Origin of the sequence: Ruminococcus sp. J1101004sp1_RTP21198st1_B9_RTP21198_201120 (genome assembly GCF_040924245.1) — a bacterium.
GTDB lineage: Bacteria > Bacillota > Clostridia > Lachnospirales > Lachnospiraceae > Blautia_A > Blautia_A faecis.
In genome coordinates, this window is sequence record NZ_JBCOMI010000015.1 from 64,138 (window position 1) to 83,345 (window position 19,208).

Annotated in this window: 16 protein-coding genes, 1 tRNA gene and 1 riboswitch; of the genes, 2 read left to right on the top strand and 15 right to left on the bottom strand. The window is 44.4% G+C overall.

The genetic code is table 11. The features are described 5' to 3' along the window. Window positions 1-16: 16 nt before the first annotated feature. Window positions 17-89, top strand: a tRNA-Gly gene (locus AB5618_RS11810). Between the two features lie 348 nt (window positions 90-437). Here the strand turns inward: AB5618_RS11810 and AB5618_RS11815 are convergent. The 12 genes from AB5618_RS11815 to AB5618_RS11870 all read right to left on the bottom strand — a co-directional run bounded on the left by AB5618_RS11815 (window position 438) and on the right by AB5618_RS11870 (window position 14,293). Then, window positions 438-1,622: a phosphoribosylaminoimidazolecarboxamide formyltransferase gene (locus tag AB5618_RS11815; protein WP_118579151.1), complete on the bottom strand. Its 1,185-nt coding sequence runs from the start codon at window positions 1,620-1,622 to the stop codon at window positions 438-440. A 106-nt stretch (window positions 1,623-1,728) separates the two neighbouring features. Then, window positions 1,729-2,442 (bottom strand): IMP cyclohydrolase, encoded by a 714-nt coding sequence (locus AB5618_RS11820; protein WP_118579154.1) that lies wholly within the window; start codon window positions 2,440-2,442, stop codon window positions 1,729-1,731. Between the two features lie 113 nt (window positions 2,443-2,555). After that, window positions 2,556-2,638: riboswitch (ZMP/ZTP riboswitch) on the bottom strand. Window positions 2,639-2,918: 280 nt separating this feature from the next. Then, a complete protein-coding gene (locus tag AB5618_RS11825; protein WP_368366773.1) occupies window positions 2,919-3,692 on the bottom strand; it encodes an N-acetylmuramoyl-L-alanine amidase family protein in 774 nt (257 codons plus the stop codon). After that, on the bottom strand, window positions 3,692-5,149 hold the full coding sequence (gene guaB / locus AB5618_RS11830; RefSeq protein ID WP_118579160.1) for an IMP dehydrogenase: 1,458 nt from the start codon (window positions 5,147-5,149) through the stop codon (window positions 3,692-3,694). The genes AB5618_RS11825 and guaB overlap by 1 nt, the downstream gene beginning before the upstream one ends. Before the next feature lie 81 nt (window positions 5,150-5,230). Then, window positions 5,231-5,737 (bottom strand): DUF6106 family protein, encoded by a 507-nt coding sequence (locus tag AB5618_RS11835; RefSeq protein ID WP_118579163.1) that lies wholly within the window; start codon window positions 5,735-5,737, stop codon window positions 5,231-5,233. Between the two features lie 395 nt (window positions 5,738-6,132). Then, entirely contained in the window at window positions 6,133-7,755 is a 1,623-nt protein-coding gene (gene groL, locus AB5618_RS11840; protein ID WP_195477787.1) for a chaperonin GroEL, read from the bottom strand. A 44-nt stretch (window positions 7,756-7,799) separates the two neighbouring features. Continuing rightward, a complete protein-coding gene (gene groES, locus AB5618_RS11845) occupies window positions 7,800-8,084 on the bottom strand; it encodes a co-chaperone GroES (RefSeq protein ID WP_118579169.1) in 285 nt (94 codons plus the stop codon). Window positions 8,085-8,511: 427 nt separating this feature from the next. Next, window positions 8,512-9,297, bottom strand: a complete 786-nt coding sequence (codY, locus tag AB5618_RS11850) for a GTP-sensing pleiotropic transcriptional regulator CodY (protein ID WP_118579172.1) — start codon at window positions 9,295-9,297, stop codon at window positions 8,512-8,514. A gap of 21 nt (window positions 9,298-9,318) precedes the next feature. Continuing rightward, window positions 9,319-9,399, bottom strand: a complete 81-nt coding sequence (locus AB5618_RS11855) for a DUF6783 domain-containing protein (RefSeq protein ID WP_368366778.1) — start codon at window positions 9,397-9,399, stop codon at window positions 9,319-9,321. Between the two features lie 250 nt (window positions 9,400-9,649). Beyond that, on the bottom strand, window positions 9,650-11,728 hold the full coding sequence (gene topA, locus AB5618_RS11860) for a type I DNA topoisomerase (RefSeq protein WP_226855525.1): 2,079 nt from the start codon (window positions 11,726-11,728) through the stop codon (window positions 9,650-9,652). A 42-nt stretch (window positions 11,729-11,770) separates the two neighbouring features. Next, window positions 11,771-12,655 carry a DNA-processing protein DprA gene (gene dprA, locus AB5618_RS11865; RefSeq protein WP_118579174.1) on the bottom strand — a complete coding sequence of 295 codons (885 nt, stop codon included), beginning with the start codon at window positions 12,653-12,655 and terminating at the stop codon, window positions 11,771-11,773. Between the two features lie 42 nt (window positions 12,656-12,697). Further along, the gene (locus tag AB5618_RS11870; protein WP_368366774.1) at window positions 12,698-14,293 is read right to left on the bottom strand and encodes a YifB family Mg chelatase-like AAA ATPase; all 1,596 of its coding nucleotides are present in this window, start codon (window positions 14,291-14,293) and stop codon (window positions 12,698-12,700) included. 204 nt (window positions 14,294-14,497) lie between these two features. On the opposite strand from AB5618_RS11870, the gene AB5618_RS11875 reads away from it, so the two are divergent. Then, a complete protein-coding gene (locus AB5618_RS11875; protein ID WP_118579180.1) occupies window positions 14,498-14,710 on the top strand; it encodes a helix-turn-helix domain-containing protein in 213 nt (70 codons plus the stop codon). Window positions 14,711-14,832: 122 nt separating this feature from the next. Here AB5618_RS11875 and AB5618_RS11880 read toward each other — a convergent pair whose 3' ends face one another. Genes AB5618_RS11880 through AB5618_RS11890 form a run of 3 tightly spaced genes read right to left on the bottom strand, consistent with a single transcriptional unit; the run spans window position 14,833 to window position 19,193 of the window. Then, a complete protein-coding gene (locus tag AB5618_RS11880) occupies window positions 14,833-15,768 on the bottom strand; it encodes a YARHG domain-containing protein (RefSeq protein ID WP_368366775.1) in 936 nt (311 codons plus the stop codon). 17 nt (window positions 15,769-15,785) lie between these two features. Next, entirely contained in the window at window positions 15,786-17,201 is a 1,416-nt protein-coding gene (locus AB5618_RS11885) for an amidophosphoribosyltransferase (protein ID WP_148462780.1), read from the bottom strand. A gap of 15 nt (window positions 17,202-17,216) precedes the next feature. Further along, a complete protein-coding gene (locus AB5618_RS11890; protein ID WP_368366776.1) occupies window positions 17,217-19,193 on the bottom strand; it encodes a fructose-1,6-bisphosphatase in 1,977 nt (658 codons plus the stop codon). Window positions 19,194-19,208 lie beyond the last annotated feature (15 nt).

Sequence of the window (19,208 nt, forward strand, 5' to 3'; positions counted from 1 at the left end):
GTTGACAGCAATAAATGCGATAGTGGCGTAGTTGGTAACGCGCGACCTTGCCAAGGTCGAGACCGCGGGTTCGAGCCCCGTCTATCGCTCTGAAGCTCCGATTTAGTCGGAGCTTTTTTGTGTCTGAATCCGCCTTACAAAGCGGTCACTGTCTTTTGTATACTTCATAAGAAAATCCCGCTTATTTTTTCGGAAATAATTTATAAAGGACATCTTATTTTAAACAAAAAAGCCTTGTACAATTTGCTTTTCTATCTGAAGATTCTCTATTGACTCATCTTTCAATAAGAATTTTCAGTTCTTTGCACTTTGTACAAGACCTTTTATTACTTCATTTTATTATTCTGTCCAGAATCCAATATTTTTCTTAAAACGTGTTAAAAAAACTTTCCGCAAGATGTGCGTCTCAATTGCAGGAATGATTTTTCAGCCACGATTTAGTGATGGAATAATCTAATTCCGGTAAATGCCATTGCTATATTGTATTTATTGCAGGTATCGATTACGTCTGCATCTCTCACAGAACCGCCTGGCTGTGCAATATATTTCACGCCACTTTTGTAAGCTCGCTCAATATTGTCGCTGAATGGAAAGAACGCATCAGATCCTAATGTTACATCTGTCATCTGATCCAGCCATGCTCTCTTCTCTTCCTTTGTGAAAACTGCAGGTTTCTCTGTGAATGTCTTTTCCCAGTTTCCATCTGCCAGAACATCCATATACTCATCACCAATGTAAACATCGATAGCATTGTCGCGCTCAGCTCTTGAAATACTTTCCTTAAATGGAAGATTCAATACTTTCTGGCTTTGGCGAAGGAACCAGTTATCTGCTTTCTGTCCTGCAAGACGTGTACAGTGAACTCTTGACTGCTGTCCTGCACCAACTCCGATTGCCTGTCCGTCTTTTACATAGCATACGGAATTGGACTGGGTGTATTTCAGAATGATCAGGGAAACTTTCATATCACGCTTTGCTTCCTCAGATAATTCTTTATTCTCAGTTACGATGTTGGAAATCAGCTCATCATCAATTGCAAGCTCCTGTCTTCCCTGCTCAAAAGTAACGCCGAACACCTGCTTATGCTCTAATGGAGCCGGTACATATTCCGGATCGATCTGAATTACATTGTAGTTGCCTTTTTTCTTCTGTTTCAGAACCTCAAGTGCCTCCTCTGTATAACCAGGAGCGATCACACCGTCGGAAACTTCTCTCTTGATCAGAAGTGCTGTGTCTTTGTCACATACATCAGAAAGGGAAATAAAATCACCGAAGGAAGACATTCTGTCTGCGCCTCTTGCACGGGCATATGCACAGGCAAGTGGCGAAAAATTCTGCCAGTCCATATCCTCTACCCAGTAGATTTTTGCAAGCGTCTCTGTGAGCGGAAGACCAATGGAAGCACCTGCCGGGGAAACATGTTTAAATGAAGTAGCTGCGGGAAGCCCGGTTGCCTTTTTCAGATCACGCACCAGCTGCCAGCCGTTAAAGGCATCCAGAAAGTTAATATATCCAGGTTTTCCGGAAAGTACTTTAATTGGCAGTTCACTTCCATCTTCCATGTATATTTTAGATGGTTTCTGATTTGGGTTACAGCCGTATTTTAATTCTAACTCTTTCATGGTTATCTCCTCCATTTTATCTTTTAAGGTAACGATTCAGTAGGTACTATTCCGTGAGGCATTCCGTTTTGTGAATATAATTTACCCAAAACGGAAAGCTTTATTTTCAGTGATTCTTGTTGATAATTTTTGATTCATATTTACCAGTCTCGATATCAATGTATCTCACAAAAAGTGAAACCTTATTGTCTTCATTCAGGCTCTCCCACAACATATCTGCAAACTCATCCATGTGATCCGGAATCTGAACAAGCTTCGGCTCACCCTCAAAGCTTGGCAGCGGGTTTCCATCACATTTATAAGTATGGATAAAATGTCCCTCACCGGCCTTTGCATTCTGATATGCAAAAGTGTAACGGTTGCAGGAGGAAGGATCTCCATTATTGCTTTTCAAAATGGACATTGCATAACTGTAAGAGCCGTTCTCCACATGCATAATTCCAGAAATACGTGGTGTATAGTTTGGTGCATCTGGCTCAAACTCTCTGGAACGTAAAGACTGCTCGAAAGTGAGCTGATGATCCATTCCTTCGTAAATAGTGTCTGTCTGGTCACCGTTTGTCACAATTGTTTTATTTCCAAGTACGCGGACAGGTGCATAAATGATCAGGCTTGGATCTACCAGTTTGGAAGGGTCAAATGCCTGTGTGCGGATTCCCTCGCCATCCTCCACAAATACACGGTTGCGGCTGTTTTCACTTCTTCCCATAATAAAGTAAGCAGTAACTGCCTTCGTTCCATCAGCGCTGCGGCCAATGATGATTCCTCGTCCCGGGTAAGAATTTTCCTTCAGTTCTTTGTCCAATGCTATCATTTCCATGCAGATGTTCTCCTTTCGAAATTTACATGAGTATATTACCGCAGCCACCAGATTTTCATCAATAGTGTAAATGTTGACTGCGTGTATAAAAAAACGCCTGGGAAGCCTCTCTTCCAGGCTGCCCAGGCGGTCGACACAATGATATTACTGCACTCCCTGTGGGTATTCCCACGATCCGCCAGTCATGCAGTTCTTTTTTATACTACAATATTTTTTTCGTTATTTCAAGATGGGAAATCTTTTTCTTTTATGTACAATTTTTTTGTGGTTACTGGTCACGGAGTGACCAGTAACACGCTTCGCGATGCACAGAAATCATGCATTCGCATGATTTCGCGCTGAGATTCTCGGGTTTTCTGTGAACTTTGTTCACAAAAAACACCTCGCGGAACGTTACCAATGAACAGTAACTTTTTGTGGTTACTGGTCGCAATGCCTGCATGAGCGAATTTATAGATATAATCCGTACTCTCTTCTCAGGAAATTCCCATCAGGCCCTGATCTATTGTGATCTGTGCACTGATATCCGCCTTCATCTGCTCCCAGGCATCCGGATGATCCACATAATACTTGGGGCATTCCTTGCCTGTCACATCATAATGCCGGATCACCTGCTCTGAGGTCAGCCCAAATCGGGCGCACAGCCATGCAGCCAGCTTTACCACAGAATCATAAGTTTCCTGTTCAAAAACGCCGGTATCATCTTTATGACAGCACTCAATGGAAATACTGTCCACATTCCTTGAGTTAGTCGCATAAGACATCTCCGAGGTAGGAATACACTGGATCACTTCACCCTCCAGTCCTACTACAAAATGGCTGCTTACTTTCGCCTCATGAGAAATGGAAAGATTCTCAAAATAATCCCTGTTATTCTGGGCTGTGGCACCGGGATTGGCTGTATAATGGATCGCTATGTAATCAGCTCCATTCAGGGGCAGCTGAGGCCTGGAATACTCATTTGGAGTCAATAATTGTACATCTATGTAGGGAGCACCCTGGGACATCCATTCTTCCGGTCCATAATTCGTATGATCATTCGTTTCCTGGGATGTCTCTGCACTTTCCTCCTGCTTCTGTCCTTTCCTTACCATCAGAATAACCACTCCTGTCACAACCAGAAGCAAAAGAAGCACCAGTAATGCCAGACGCTGATTTCTCTGACGGATTCTGCCGCCCTTATCTGTTTTTTCTCTTTTGTTAAAAGAAGGCCGCCTTGAAAAAGACGGCCTTGCAGATTTTCTTTTCATTATTTGTCATCCACACTGTAGTTCGGTGCTTCTTTTGTAATGTGAATGTCATGTGGGTGAGACTCTTTCAGGGAAGCAGCAGAAATCTTCACGAATTTACCATTCTGTTTCAGTGCTTCAATATTCTCAGCTCCACAGTATCCCATACCGGAGCGAAGTCCTCCGATCAGCTGGAATACAGTGTCCTCAAGGTGTCCCTTGTATGCAACACGTCCTTCCACACCTTCCGGAACAAGCTTCTTGGCATTCTCCTGGAAGTAACGGTCCTTGCTGCCATTCTCCATAGCTGCAATGGATCCCATTCCACGGTATACTTTATATTTTCTTCCCTGATATAACTCGAAAGTTCCCGGGCTCTCATCGCATCCGGCGAACATGCTTCCCATCATACAAACGTTTGCACCAGCTGCGATTGCCTTGGTAACATCGCCTGAATACTTGATACCACCGTCTGCAATAATCGGAATACCATATCTCTTGGCAACCTCATAGCAATCCATGACTGCTGTGATCTGCGGTACACCAATACCAGCAACTACACGGGTGGTACAGATAGAACCAGGTCCGATTCCGACCTTAACTGCATCTACACCAGCATCGATCAGAGCCTTGGTAGCGGCTCCTGTGGCAACGTTTCCTGCGATAACCTGCAGCTCCGGATATGCAGCCTTGATCTCTCGTACAGCACGGAGGATATTCTCAGAATGACCATGAGCAGAATCAACAACGATGACATCAACATTTGCCTTCACAAGTGCGTCTACACGAGCAAGCACGTTGGCGGTAATACCAACAGCAGCTCCACAGAGAAGACGTCCCTGTTCATCTTTGGCAGCCAGAGGATATTTGATCTGTTTCTCAATATCCTTGATGGTGATAAGTCCTTTTAAGTTAAAATCATCATCTACAATGGGTAATTTCTCTTTACGGGATTTCGCAAGGATCTCTTTCGCCTCTTCCAGTGTAATACCTTCTTTGGCTGTGATCAGTCCCTCAGATGTCATGGACTCTTTGATCTTCTTGCTGAAATCTGTCTCAAACTTCAGATCACGGTTGGTAATAATACCTACCAGCTTCTTGCCTTCTGTGATCGGGACACCGGAAATACGGAATTTCGCCATTAAGTCATTGGCATCCTTCAATGTATGTTCCGGAGATAAGAAAAACGGATCTGTGATAACACCATTCTCAGAACGCTTAACCTTGTCCACCTCTTCTGCCTGCGCCTCGATAGACATGTTCTTGTGAATGATACCGATACCTCCCTGACGTGCCATGGCAATCGCCATATTGTACTCAGTAACGGTGTCCATTCCTGCACTCATCATGGGAATGTTCAGTTTAATCTTCTTTGTAAGGTAAGTTGAAACGTCAACTTGATTCGGGATTACTTTGGAGTACGCCGGAACTAAAAGAACGTCGTCGAAAGTAATGCCTTCACCAATGATAGTACCCATTGCTTTTCCTCCCTTGTCTTATTGTGTCTTTGGTTTGTAGATTAGTGTAGCAAAAAACTAAAAGTGTGTCAATCTAGTAAATTAATCTAAAAATACTTTGCTCGGAGCAGTATTTCTCATGGTTTTTGCCAATATTTCATCTGGCTCGATAATTACTTTGCAGGTATCTGCGCCATCGCGGCAGACAATTGCAAAACGCTTATGTTCCGGATTTCCGGAGGAAAAATCCTGTACTTTCAGCTTCTGGTTGCTGTTGTAATAGTCCATTCTATGTGAGTTAAGAGGTGCCATAATATCACATTCTGTGATGTTCAGGCTTTTTACTCTTTTTCTCTTGGACTTTGCCATGATCTTGTCAATGTCAAGTTCTCCGTTTACAAACAGGTACTCAAATTCCAGATCAGTGCCTGGAAAGATAAAAAGATAGGCACAGACTCCCAGCACAATTGCCGCGATCAGAAGCAGGGGCATGATAAACAGACCTGCGAGTACCAGAAGCACGATTAGTGCAATGATACTGCCTTTTACCAGCCTGTCCTTTGCGGTCCGCTCTTTTTTTACAAGCAGCTCAGAATACAAATCGCTCATATTACAATTCTCCTTTGTTTTTTTGCCAGCCGGCATGTTGTTTTAAGTATAACACACAAAAGTTTTCCTGTGAACATTGTTCCTGATAAAATGCGGAATATTGCCAGTACACAGTTACTGTTCACTCCGTTCACAGTAACGCGCTTCGCGATGCACAGAAATCATGCATTCGCATGATTTCGCGCCGCAATTCTCGGGTTTTCTGTGAACTTTGTTCACAAAAAACGCCTCGCGGAACGTTACCAGTGAACAGTAACAGTACACAGTTACTGTAAAAAATGACTTTTATTGAATGCAAAAGGGCCAGCGTCTTTGACACCGACCCTTATGAGTTCTGAATTATACTTTCAAAAATCCATTCATGGATTTTCCGTTCTGTTTTCCGCTGCCGGAAATTACATCATTCCCATACCCTGACCGCCAGCTGGCATTGCCGGAGTATCTTCTTTGATATTTGCAACAACAGACTCAGTTGTAAGCAGAGTAGAAGCAACACTTGTTGCGTTCTGAAGAGCACTTCTTGTAACCTTTGCAGGATCAAGGATTCCCTCGTCTACCATGTTTACATATTTCTCGTTCAGAGCATCAAAACCAACACCTGGCTCAGACTCTCTTACTTTGTTGATGATAACTGCACCTTCAAGACCTGCATTAGCAGCAATACGGAACAGCGGAGCTTCCAGTGCTTTCAAGATGATGTTTGCACCAGTCTTCTCATCTCCCTCAAGATCTGCCGCAAGTTTTGCAACCTCTTTGGAAGCGTGGATATATGCAGAACCGCCTCCTGCAATGATTCCTTCTTCAACAGCTGCTCTGGTAGCTGCAAGAGCATCTTCCATACGAAGTTTTGCTTCTTTCATCTCAGTCTCAGTAGCTGCACCAACACGAACCACTGCTACACCACCAGCAAGTTTTGCAAGTCTTTCCTGAAGCTTCTCTCTGTCGAAATCAGATTTTGTCTCCTCAATCTGAGCACGGATCTGGGCAACACGATTGGCAATTGCTTCTTTATCTCCCATACCATCGACAATAACAGTATTCTCTTTTGCAACTTTAACAGATTTTGCACGTCCTAACTGAGCCATTGTAGCATCTTTCAGTTCAAGACCAACCTCATCAGAAATTACAGTACCACCTGTGAGGATTGCAATATCCTGAAGCATTTCTTTTCTTCTGTCACCATAGCCAGGAGCTTTTACAGCTACTACCTGGAAGGTTCCTCTTAATTTGTTTACGATCAGAGTGGTAAGAGCCTCACCCTCAACATCCTCAGCAATGATAAGAAGTTTTGCTCCAGCCTGTACGATCTGCTCCAGCAGCGGAAGAACTTCCTGAATGTTGGAGATTTTCTTGTCTGTGATCAGAATATATGGATCCTCAAGGTTTGCTTCCATCTTCTCCATATCAGTGGACATGTATGCGGAAATATATCCACGGTCAAACTGCATACCTTCTACAAGGTCAAGCTCTGTGTGCATGGTCTTGGACTCTTCTACAGTAATAACACCGTCGTTGGAAACTTTTTCCATTGCATTTGCAACAAGCTCTCCGACTTCTTTATCTCCGGCGGAAATAGATGCAACGTTTGCGATCTGTTTCTTTCCGCTTACTTTCTGGCTCATGTTCTTGATTGCTTCTACAGCAGTATCTGTAGCTTTCTTCATACCGCGTCTCATAACGATCGGGTTAGCACCTGCTGCCAGGTTCTTCATTCCTTCGTGAACCATTGCCTGAGCAAGTACAGTAGCAGTTGTAGTACCGTCACCAGCTACATCGTTTGTCTTGGATGCAACTTCCTTAATCAGCTGAGCACCCATGTTCTCGAAAGCATCCTCAAGCTCGATCTCTTTTGCGATTGTAACACCATCGTTTGTGATAAGCGGAGCACCGAACTGTTTATCAAGTACTACGTTTCTTCCTTTCGGTCCAAGTGTTACTCTTACGGTATCAGCAAGTTTATTTACACCAGCCTCTAATGCTGTTCTGGCTTCTGCGCCATATTTAATCTCTTTTGCCATAATGAATCATCCTCCTGATTTCAAGTTATTTATAAGGTTATGTCTTATTTCACAATTGCAAGAATATCGCTCTGTTTTACAATGATATACTCTTCACCGTCAAGCTTAACCTCTGTTCCTGAATATTTGGAATAGATAACCTTGTCGCCTACAGTAACTTCCATTTTCACTTCTTTGCCGTCAACAACTCCGCCAGGTCCTACTGCGATTACTTCTGCCTGCTGTGGTTTCTCCTGTGCCTGTCCTGGAAGAACGATACCGGATTTTGTTGTCTCTTCTGCTTCTAACTGTTTTAATACAACTCTGTCGCCTAATGGAACTAATTTCATGATCTATGTCCTCCTTTAGAATTGCTTTTCTTTTCCTTGCTAGCACTCATTATTGCCGAGTGCTAATCACTGTCCATTATATTATTGAATTATCGTTATTTGTGCAACTCTTTTCATAGTTGCATTTTTAAGTATATTCTTTTTTATTCTCTTTTATGCTCTTTTTTTCTCTTGTTTTCTCACTTTAAAAATTTTCTGATTTTTTTTCTATTTCGAAGCTTCTGAAGACTGCCTGGTAAAGTTTTTTTGTGAAATCATGAATTCCAACGAAGTTTCCTGTTATACACAAAAAAGAACTGCCCTCCAGAGCGTGTTTGAAAAAGCGTTCCTGCAATCTGCAACTTCACAATTTGCAGAAGGCCTTTTTCAAACACGTTCGAAGGAAAACAGTTCTTCTATACACTTGTTTATTATTTATTGAATTCATTCAGGCCTTTTTATTTCTCTGGGCCTTGATCTCTTCTAATTCATCAAAGATCACTTCATTGAGAACCTTGATATAGGTTCCCTTCATACCGGATGACCGGGACTCAATAACGCCTGCGCTCTCGAACTTGCGGAGTGCATTTACGATTACTGATCTGGTAATACCTACTCTGTCTGCAATCTTGCTGGCAACAAGAATTCCCTCATCTCCGTCAAGCTCATCAAAAATGTGGATGATAGCTTCCAGTTCAGAGAAAGAAAGTGTGTTAAAAGCAGATTTCACAACCTGTTTCTTTCGGTCTTCCTCGGCATTCTCTTCATGTACAGCCCGCATCATCTCAAGACCTACAACTGTGGTGCCGTATTCACTGACAATAATATCCTCAATATCATATGGACGATCCTTGCGGTACATAAACACCGTTCCAAGACGTTCTCCTGCAATATCAATAGGATTGATGATTCCCTGATAGCTGCTGGAAACATGCTCAAAGCCAAGTGTCTGAAGATTCACGTTCTCTTTGGTAGATAATACCCCTAAAAAACGCTCATTCAGCAGAGGGTCAACATGACCGCCCACCTCATCAGCTATCAGCTCCTGGATTTCCTCAACTCCCGGGCAAAAGCTTACACCAAGCACCTTGCCTTTCTTGCTGAGAACCAGGATATTAGAACTTAAAGTATCCATCAGAACCTGGCAGATATCATTAAAAACCACCTTACTGGAACTGCTGTTATGGAGAAGTTTATTGATTTTTCTTGTTTTATCAAGTAACTGAACGCTCATTTTGTCCTCCCTTCGCTTTTGTTACATGAGAGCCTGTAAAAAAATCATTCCCGCAATCTGTATGCTCCACTTTGCAGGAGATTTTGCAGAAAGCCTTTTCAGTCATGCTCTGGCTTTACCTGTTATTCTAATTCTACACGTTTTTCAAACTATTTACAAGCTATTTTTTACTATTTTTCAATTTTGTTTAGCTTTTCTGAAAATATCACGTTTTTGAAACTATTCATCAAACAATGGAAGTAATAGAGCTTTTATTCAAAAAATCCCCTGCAAAACATAATACATCTGCCTTGCAGGGGATCTTTCCCGAAAACTTCTTAATTTGTTACTGTTCGCGAGCTTCACAGCAACCTTAATTTTCTTTTTCATCCTTCGGCCTGGTTTCTACATAGCCGCAGGTTTCCTGGCTGCACACCAGTTTATTTCCTTTTTCCACCATGTAGCTTCCGCACACCGGACATTTCTTATCCGATGGCTTCTGCCATGACATAAAGTCACATTCCGGATTATCTTCACAGCCGTAATACTTACGGCCTTTCTTCGTCTTCTTAAGCACCACTTCCTTACCACACTTCGGGCAGGCTACACCAATCTTTTCATAATAAGGCTTGGTATTGCGGCATTCCGGAAATCCCGGGCATGCAAGGAAACGTCCGTGAGGACCATATTTAATCACCATATGACGACCGCAGTTATCACAGATCACATCGGTCTCTTCATCATGGATGTCTACTTTCTCCAGCTCTTCCTGGGCAGCATCCACATCATGTTTCAAATCCGGATAGAAGTTCCGGACTACTGTCTTCCACTGTACAGTACCATTCTCCACACAGTCCAGAAGTCCCTCCATGGTAGCCGTGAAATTCACGTCCACAATGCTTGGGAACGCCTGCTTCATAATACTGTTTACCACCTCGCCCAGCTCTGTCACATAAAGGTTACGCTGCTCCTTGGAAACATAGCGGCGGCTGATAATGGTGGTGATGGTCGGCGCATAAGTACTCGGACGGCCGATTCCAAGCTCCTCCATGGTCTTTACCAGGGAAGCCTCTGTATAATGTGCCGGCGGCTGGGTAAAATGCTGTTCCGGCTTTAACTCTTTCAGTTTCAGCTTCATGCCTTTACTCAGGCTTTGGCTTAACACATTTCCCTTCTTCATATCCTCTTCCTGCATATATACCGAAAGGAAGCCGTCAAATGCCACCTTGGAAGCGGACACAGTGAACGTATAGTCTCCACCAGCCACTTTTACAGAGGTAGTCTCATACTTCGCAGGAGCCATACGGCTGGCCGCAAAACGCTTCCAGATCAGCTGATACAAACGGAACTGATCTCGTGTAAGGGATTCTTTTATCTGTACAGGTGTACGGCTGATATCAGTTGGGCGGATAGCCTCATGAGCATCCTGGATCTTCTGTCCCTTCTTCACTGTCTTGGCTGTTTCTGACACATATTCTTCTCCATACTGGCTGCTGATGTAGCTTCTTGCTGCCGCATCTGCCTCGTCAGAAATACGTACAGAATCAGTACGAAGGTATGTGATCACACCTACAGTACCGTTGCCCTTGATATCAACACCCTCATAAAGCTGCTGTGCCAGACGCATAGTCTTCTGGGTAGAAAAATTCAGTGTTTTGGATGCCTCCTGCTGCAGGGTACTGGTAGTAAAAGGAAGCGGAGCATTCTTGATTCTCTCGCCTTTTTTCACCTCAGAGATCTCAAATTCTTCGTTCTCAAGAACCTTAAGAATCTCATCCATCTCAGCTTTATTGTGGATATCCATCTTCTTGTCTGTTCCGTAAAATTTAGCCTCCAGAGGCTTTTTCTCGCCATCCACAAGGAATTCACCATTCAGGCTCCAGTATTCTTCCGGGATAAAAGAATTAATCTCCTCCTCCCTGTCACAGATGATGCGAAGTGCAACAGACTGCACACGGCCGGCACTTAAGCCTCTCTTTACTTTCGCCCAGAGAAGCGGACTGATGGTATAACCCACCATACGGTCCAGCATTCTTCTCGCCTGCTGTGCATCTACAAGATTCATATTCAGACCGCGTGCATGCTTCAGGGAATCCTTTACAGCAGTCTTTGTGATCTCATTGAAAGTGATTCGGTGCATTTTATCCGGATCTTCTTTCAGAGCCTGCATCAAGTGCCAGGAAATTGCTTCTCCTTCACGGTCAGGGTCAGTGGCAAGATAAATCTTATCAGCTTTTTTGGCTGCCTTGCGAAGTTTGGCAAGCAATTCCCCCTTACCACGGATGGTTATATATTTCGGCTCGAAATCATTCTCCACATCTATTCCAAACTGACTCTTGGGAAAATCACGGACATGTCCGTTAGATGCCTCTACCTCATAATTTGCCCCAAGAAATTTCTTTATTGTCTTTACTTTTGCAGGTGACTCAACTATCACCAGATATTTAGCCATACTACCTCTCCTACTTTGTATTCAGTCTACATACACTACAAATTATCCCCCTGATATTCTGTAGTATTGTCTGCCTGTCTCTCCCACAAGCCCCATTAGCTGAAGTTCTGTCAGAAGAGCACAGACTTTTGATGCTGAAAAACCGGTTTTTCGTATTAAATTATCCAGATTTTCAGGTCGTAAATCGAGACCACTATACACCAAATCCAAATCCGGCGCAAGCCCCAACTTCTTTTTTTCCACATTTTGAGGTCTGTTTTTTGCCTCGATTCCCCATTCCATAAGCATGATTTCCGGGCTGTAAGCGATTCCTGCACCATCGAAAATCAGCTTGTTGCAGCCTCTGCTCAGTTCCTCTGTCACAGCTCCCGGAAGGGCATAAACACTGTGTCCATGTTCCAGGGCAAAGTTTGCAGTGATCAAAGAACCACTCTGTTCCTTGGCTTCTACCACAAGAACAGCATCGGAAAGTCCGCTGATGATCCGGTTTCTTGCCGGAAAAGCCCAGTTCACAGGCGGAGAGCCCGGGGGAAGCTCGCTGATGATCCCGCCGCCTTTTTCCAGGATCCGCTGATAAAGCCATCTGTTGGAATTGGGATAACACACGTCCACTCCGCTTCCCAGCACTGCAAAAGTAGGAGTGTCCGTATCCAGTGCACCTTTATGCCCCTCTGCATCAATTCCTCTTGCCATTCCACTGATGATCTGCACACCGTAGCTTGCCATGGTTCTTGCATATTTAAATGCCTGACATCTGCCATAAGGACTGCACATGCGGGCACCTACCACTGCTGCAGCAGGCTTCTTCGGATCTGGCAGGTTTCCGATGTAGTACAGTTTTTTTGGCATTCCGGAAAGTTTTCTCAAACGATCTGGAAAATTGGAATCCTCTATAGTTAAACATTTGATTTTCTGCATTGCTTCCATACTAAAATACCTCCCTGCGTGCGGTTTTATGAATAAATTCATTCAGCTTCTGTACTTCTTATCAAATGCTTTGTAAGTAAGGGCTTCTGCAACATGTCTTGTGTGTATCAGTTCCTCCCCTTCCATATCCGCAATGGTGCGTGAAACCTTCAGAATCCGGTGATAGGATCTTGCACTGAGTTCCATAAGCTCAAAAGCATTTTTTGCCACCTGAATGGCATTCTCTGTCAGCACACAGTATTTCCGGATCTGCTTCCCGGACAGTTCTCCGTTAAAACAGATTTTCTCATTCTGGTAACGTTTCTGCTGTATTCTTCTGGCTTTTTCCACTCTTTTCCGGATAAGGGCAGAACTTTCTCCTGACTTTTCTCCTGAGATCTGGGAAAAATTAACAGGCGGCACATCCGCACATAGATCGATCCGCTCCAGAAGGGGCTGGCTCAGCTTATGAAGATAATGACTCACCTCGCCAGGTGTGCACCTGCATTTATTCATATCCGGATAATAGCCGCAGGGACAGGGGTTCATGGCTGCTACCAGAATAAATCCCGCCGGAAACACGTACGTTCCACTTGCCCTTGACAGCTGGATCTGCTTGTCCTCCAGGGGCTGTCGCAGCACTTCCAGGCTGCCTCTTGCAAATTCCGGCATTTCATCCAGAAACAGAACGCCTCTGTGAGCCAGGGTCACTTCACCGGGACCCGGGATCCTTCCGCCTCCAGCCAGAGCTGCAGACGAACTGGTATGATGCGGACTTCGAAAGGGTCTTGCCTTAATTAATGGTCTCTTTGGACTTAAAAGTCCGGCAATGCTGTAGATTTTTGTAAGCTCCAGGCTTTCCTCAAAAGTAAGAGAGGGCATAATCGTAGGTATTCTTTTGGCAAGCATGGTCTTCCCAGTGCCCGGAGGGCCGATAAACAGGATGTTGTGAAATCCGCTGACTGCAATCTCAGCAGCTCTTCTGGCACTCTCCTGACCACAGATTTCCCCGAAATCCACCAGACTCTCTTCTACCTGGTTCTCTTCTGAATTTACCTCTGAAAACTGATTTTCTTTTCCAAATGCATCCGGATCTGAGACAAGCTTCAAAACTTCTTTTATATTTTGAACTCCGACCACTTTCATATCCTTCACCAGAGCTCCTTCTGCCAGGTTTTCAAACGGAATGATACAGTACCGGCATCCCAGTTCCCTTGCCCGGATCACTCTTGGCAGCACTCCGGATACACTTCTTACCTCCCCATTCAGACTGAGTTCACCAACCACCATTACATTCCGAAGAAGCTGTGGTTCTATAAATCCCGATGCTGCCAGCACCGCTGCTGCCACAGGCAGGTCAAAACCGGCCCCCTCTTTTCGCAGATCAGCAGGTGCCAGATTCACAGTCACCTTCTTAGGCGGCAGACTGATCCCATTATTTTTTAACGCTGTGCGCACTCTGTCCTGTGCTTCTTTCACCTGGGTGCTTGGAAATCCAACCATAGTAAAACAAGGCAGACCGCTGCTTACATCAGCTTCCACCTGAACCGGGCAGACTTCCATTCCTGAAATCGCCGCTGATAAAACACTTGCAAACAATCTTATCCCTTTCTGCAGATACAGTTCTTCCCCATATGCGAACCTGCTCTGCCATTTCAATGTGTCTCTGGAATAAAAAAGAATAAAAGTAAAAAAGATATGATTAAAAGATATACAAAATTCATTATAGCCCATTTTGCTCTGAATTGCAATAGTGCATTTCGTTCTGATTTATACTTTCTGAAAGGATTCGGGGCCAGACGTTTTTCGTTGTTCGTTACATTTGGTCCCTGCAGACTCTACAGAAGAAAAAGAGGTGAACCTATGAAATTTCAGAGAATTCAAGACCTTCGGACAGACGCTGATCTGTCCCAGAAGCAGATCAGTGATATCCTTCACATCAGCCAGCGTTCCTACTCCCACTACGAAACTGGCTCCAGGAACATTCCAATCGAAATGCTGATCCGCCTTGCAAATTATTATGAAACCAGCATTGACTATCTGGTTGGCCGTACTGATAATAAAAAAATGCCGTAATTGTAAAGGTACTCAGCAGGTACAAAATGAGGGGGATGCGATTTCCCCCTCATTTTGTATACCATAAATAAAGTTATTACCATTCACGCGTAACATTCCGTAAAGTTTTTTTCATATATCCGTTACTTTCCTTCACTTCGAAGCTTCCCTTCCGTATCTGCAATTTTCTGAATATTTGCGACTTCATATTCATTAAATACAGAAGTATCTGCATCAAAGGTCTCCGGCTCCACAGTTCCCTTATACCAGGATTTGCTGTTAAAATAATCCGCAATTCTCTGTGTCACAAATTTCCTGCCATGTCGGGCGTAAATCTCATTTTTCGCCAGTTCCAGCTGGTCAGATGAATAGCCCGACAAATCCTCATCTGTAAGATATCGGCTGTTGCTGTCCGGGAATATATAATCCCGGGAAGAGAGATCCGTTTTATCTGTATTATCAGCCGGAGTCACTGAAGGTGCCTGTGTCACTGAAGCGGCTTTCTCCCTTGTAAGGACCCCATCTACCTTTGGTGTCACCCCGGCACCCTCTGCAGGGGAAGCTGTATTTAGGCGCAGATAAAGTCTGCCCTGATCAAAGGTCATATTTCCACGCACCTGGTTTCCCCAGGAATCTGTAAAGGAAAGCTTTGCTGCATTTCCAGCCACTTTTGCAGTGTCCGAAGCTTCCGAAACCTTATTGCCGGCATTGTCACCAGCCTGAGAAAAAGTAAAAGTAACAGACTTCAGGGTAAGGTCGTCTATAGACAGTGTCACCAGTCCATCCTTACTGTACCAGGTTCCCATATAATCATTTGCCACGAACGCCGGTGCCCGGGTGATCACAGGAGTCGGTGTCACTGTGGCCGTAGGCTCCGGTGTGGGCGTGGCTGTAGCCGCTGGAGTCGGTGTCACTGTGGGCACCCTTTCCAAAGCCTCAATAGCAGCCTTCTTCTGCTGCTCCTTCTGAATCTTTTTCTTATGTTCGGCAAACAGAAGCCCCGCTGCTCCAATCATGATAAATATGGCGATCAAGGCAAACAGCGTTGCTTTTAGTACATCTTTGTTGTGCTTTTTCACAGGCAGTCACCTCCTGTTTATTCCTGTCCGTTCCAGCAATAAGTGCAAAGCTTGCACGGTTCAATATCAATTGACTTCTTCAGATCATCCAGACGATGATATTTCAGGGATGTAAAATTCAGTTCCTTGCGGATTTCTTCCAGCATTTCTTTGTAGTTTGTAGAATCCGGATTTGCATAATCCTGCAAAATCCTGTCTGATACATTGTCCCCTTCACGTTTCGCAATGATCCTTCTTGTGATCAGATCCATCTCTGACTTAGAGCGTGAGAAATTCAGGTACTTACATCCATATAAAAGCGGCGGGCAGGCAGGTCTGATATGAACCTCCTTAGCACCATTGTTATAGAGGAATTCTGTTGTCTCACGAAGCTGGGTACCTCTTACGATAGAGTCGTCAATCATAAGGAGGCTTTTATCTTTGATCAGTTTATGTACTGGGATCAGTTTCATTCTGGCGATAAGATTTCGCTGGCTCTGCTGAGTCGGCATAAAAGATCTTGGCCATGTGGGCGTATATTTAATAAACGGACGGGCAAACGGCACACCAGAGCGGTTAGCATAGCCGATGGCATGTGCAATACCGGAATCCGGTACTCCTGCAACCAGATCCGGATTCACTTCTCCGGCATCTCTTCCTGCCAGAATATCGCCGCATTTGTAACGCATTTCCTCTACATTTACCCCCTCATAAGTGGAGGTTGGATATCCATAATATACCCAGAGGAAAGAACAGATTCGCATCTTGTCTCCTGGCTTCTGCAGAACCTGGGCTCCCTCCGGGGTAATAAAATCAATCTCTCCAGGTCCCAGCTCTTTCAGGTCTTCATAGCCAAGATTAATGTAGGCATGACTTTCAAAAGAAGCACAGCATGCATCTTCCTTCTTTCCGATTACAAGAGGAGTTCTTCCATAACGGTCGCGTGCTGCGTAAATGCCCTCCCCTGTCATGAGAAGAAGGGTCATAGAGCCCTCGATCATCTCCTGTGCATAGCGGATTCCCTCAACAATACTGTCCTTCTGATTGATCAGCGCTGCAGTTACCTCTGTAGGATTCACACTGCCACCGCTCATCTCCAGAAAATGGGTATGCCCGTCTTTGAAGCATTTCTCTACCAAAGCTTCTATATTATTGATCTTGCCTACTGTTGTAATTGCAAAATTCCCCAGATGGGAGCGCACCAGAAGAGGCTGCGGTTCATTGTCAGAAATACAGCCTATTCCAAGATTGCCTTCCATCTCTGCCACATCTTTATCAAATTTGGTACGGAACGGTGAGTTCTCAATATTATGGATCACGCGGTTAAATCCACTGCTCCTGCTATAAACAGTCATTCCGCCCCTTCTTGTACCCAGATGGGAGTGATAATCAATTCCAAAAAAAAGATCCATTACACAATCAGACTTTGACGCAACACCAAAAATTCCACCCATTTTTCCTTAGTCTCCTTATTTTTTCTCCTTTATAACGCCTTTTCTGTAGGCATCCAAAAGCTGTTTCAGCTCCTGAATTCGTTCTTTCAATGCCTTACCGTTATCCGTATCTCCCACAAGGGCACGCCTTGGATTATAGCGGACAGCCACACGGTTGGACACAATGTCCCTCTCTGTTTCCACTGCATCTTCTGCCGAAGTAAAAGGCTCATGGGCAGTCAGGCTCAGACCATAGGAACTGTAAACAAGAGTATATCCGGCAATACCGGTCACATTCCGGTATGCCTCACAGAAACCACCGTCAATTACGATCACCTTGCCATCACATTTCACCGGATTCTCTCCCTCCAGCTGATGAACAGGCACGTGACCATTGATAATATGCCCATCCTCCGGATCCAGTCCGAATTCTTCCAGCATACGATTTACTACCTCTTCTTTTTCCCAGAGGTGATAGTAGGCATTCTTTTTCTCTTTGTGTGTCTCTTTATCTGCGATAAAATAGCGCTCAAAGGTGGTCATTTTATCTTTTCCATAAAGGGGAGAATTAGGTCCGGCCCAGATATACCACAGAATATCCTGGCTTGCCTTCTTCTCCTTCTCATCTACGGTAAAAAATGCTTTTCTTACGTAGGCTTCCAGTTTATCATAAAGTGCCTTGCCTTTACAAGTCTCACCGTAAATCTCAACTTCTTTCAGAGTTCCATCCTCGTTCAGCGGAATACTTCCATGGAAAAGAAGATTCCCGTTATAGGTCTTATAAAGGCCGCCTTTATCCAGAAGCAGCTGCATGTGGTTCTGAAGCTTCTCGCAGTTCCGAAATGCTGAGCTCAGACGCTCCACCACTTCTTTTTCCCCATCTGTCAGTTCATAGGGATGTTCCCAGTCAATGGTAGGGAAATGACAGTCCAGAAGCTTATGCACGCTTCCATCCGGCAGCTGCACAGTGCCCTTCTCCGGATCAATCCCCTCCAGAACGCATCGATTTTCCATATGAAAATCCGGATGTTCTTTCGCCAGTACCCCTTCCAGCTTAAACTGGATAATGGAAATGGCTTTGTGCATTTTCCTGCTCAGCTCTTTCTCAAGAGCATTGTAATTGGAAGGATTGCCATGTACTTCAAATACCTGGCAGGGATCATCCCCGTAAACCTCCATGGCAAAAGCAGCAAGAGGCATCATATTGATTCCATAACCATCCTCCAGAATATCCAGATTGCCGTAACGGATACTGTTACGGATCACTGTGGCCATACAGGCAGCCTGTCCTACAGCGGCGCCCATCCATACCACATCATGGTTTCCCCACTGAATATCCAGAGAATGATAATCCATCAGTCTGTCCATAATAAAATGAGGACCTGGACCTCTGTCATATATATCTCCAAGCACATGAAGATGGTCTACAACCAGTCTCTGGATCAGTTCAGCAAGAGCGATAATGAAGTTCTCTGCCCTGCCGATATCTATAATGGTATCCACAATGGAATCGTAATAAGCCTCTTTATCCAGAACTTCTGCTTTCTCCGTGATCAGTTCTTCGATCACATATGCATAATCAGAAGGCAATGCCTTACGAACCTTGGATCTGGTATATTTAGAGGCAGTTGTCTTGCACACCTCAATGAGACGGTACAGGGTGATCTTGTACCAGTTCTGCATATCAGACTCTTTTTTCTTCACATAGGCAATTTTTTCCTTCGGGTAATACACAAGGGTTGCCAGGGAACGCTTGTCACTGTTGCTTAAGGTATGTCCAAATACATCATCTATCTTCTTTCGCACAGCTCCCGAGCCGTTTCGAAGCACATGGGAAAAAGCTTCGTACTCTCCGTGGATATCGGAAAGAAAATGCTCGGTGCCTTTTGGAAGATTGAGAATGGACTGAAGGTTGATGATCTCTGTAGAAGCCTTCCCGATAGTGGGGTAGAGCTCCGCCAGACGTTGTAGGTAGCGCAGTTCTTCTGTTTTCATGGAACCTCCTAAATTCATATTACTCTTATTTAA

Bases quoted from the DNA above. Each gene is read 5' to 3' on its own strand.
- AB5618_RS11815 (WP_118579151.1), bottom strand. From the start codon at position 1,622: ATGAAAGAGTTAGAATTAAAATACGGCTGTAACCCAAATCAGAAACCA.
- AB5618_RS11820 (WP_118579154.1), bottom strand. From the start codon at position 2,442: ATGGAAATGATAGCATTGGACAAAGAACTGAAGGAAAATTCTTACCCG.
- AB5618_RS11825 (WP_368366773.1), bottom strand. From the start codon at position 3,692: ATGAAAAGAAAATCTGCAAGGCCGTCTTTTTCAAGGCGGCCTTCTTTT.
- guaB (WP_118579160.1), bottom strand. From the start codon at position 5,149: ATGGGTACTATCATTGGTGAAGGCATTACTTTCGACGACGTTCTTTTA.
- AB5618_RS11835 (WP_118579163.1), bottom strand. From the start codon at position 5,737: ATGAGCGATTTGTATTCTGAGCTGCTTGTAAAAAAAGAGCGGACCGCA.
- groL (WP_195477787.1), bottom strand. From the start codon at position 7,755: ATGGCAAAAGAGATTAAATATGGCGCAGAAGCCAGAACAGCATTAGAG.
- groES (WP_118579169.1), bottom strand. From the start codon at position 8,084: ATGAAATTAGTTCCATTAGGCGACAGAGTTGTATTAAAACAGTTAGAA.
- codY (WP_118579172.1), bottom strand. From the start codon at position 9,297: ATGAGCGTTCAGTTACTTGATAAAACAAGAAAAATCAATAAACTTCTC.
- topA (WP_226855525.1), bottom strand. From the start codon at position 11,728: ATGGCTAAATATCTGGTGATAGTTGAGTCACCTGCAAAAGTAAAGACA.
- dprA (WP_118579174.1), bottom strand. From the start codon at position 12,655: ATGGAAGCAATGCAGAAAATCAAATGTTTAACTATAGAGGATTCCAAT.
- AB5618_RS11875 (WP_118579180.1), top strand. From the start codon at position 14,498: ATGAAATTTCAGAGAATTCAAGACCTTCGGACAGACGCTGATCTGTCC.
- AB5618_RS11885 (WP_148462780.1), bottom strand. From the start codon at position 17,201: ATGGGTGGAATTTTTGGTGTTGCGTCAAAGTCTGATTGTGTAATGGAT.
- AB5618_RS11890 (WP_368366776.1), bottom strand. From the start codon at position 19,193: ATGAATTTAGGAGGTTCCATGAAAACAGAAGAACTGCGCTACCTACAA.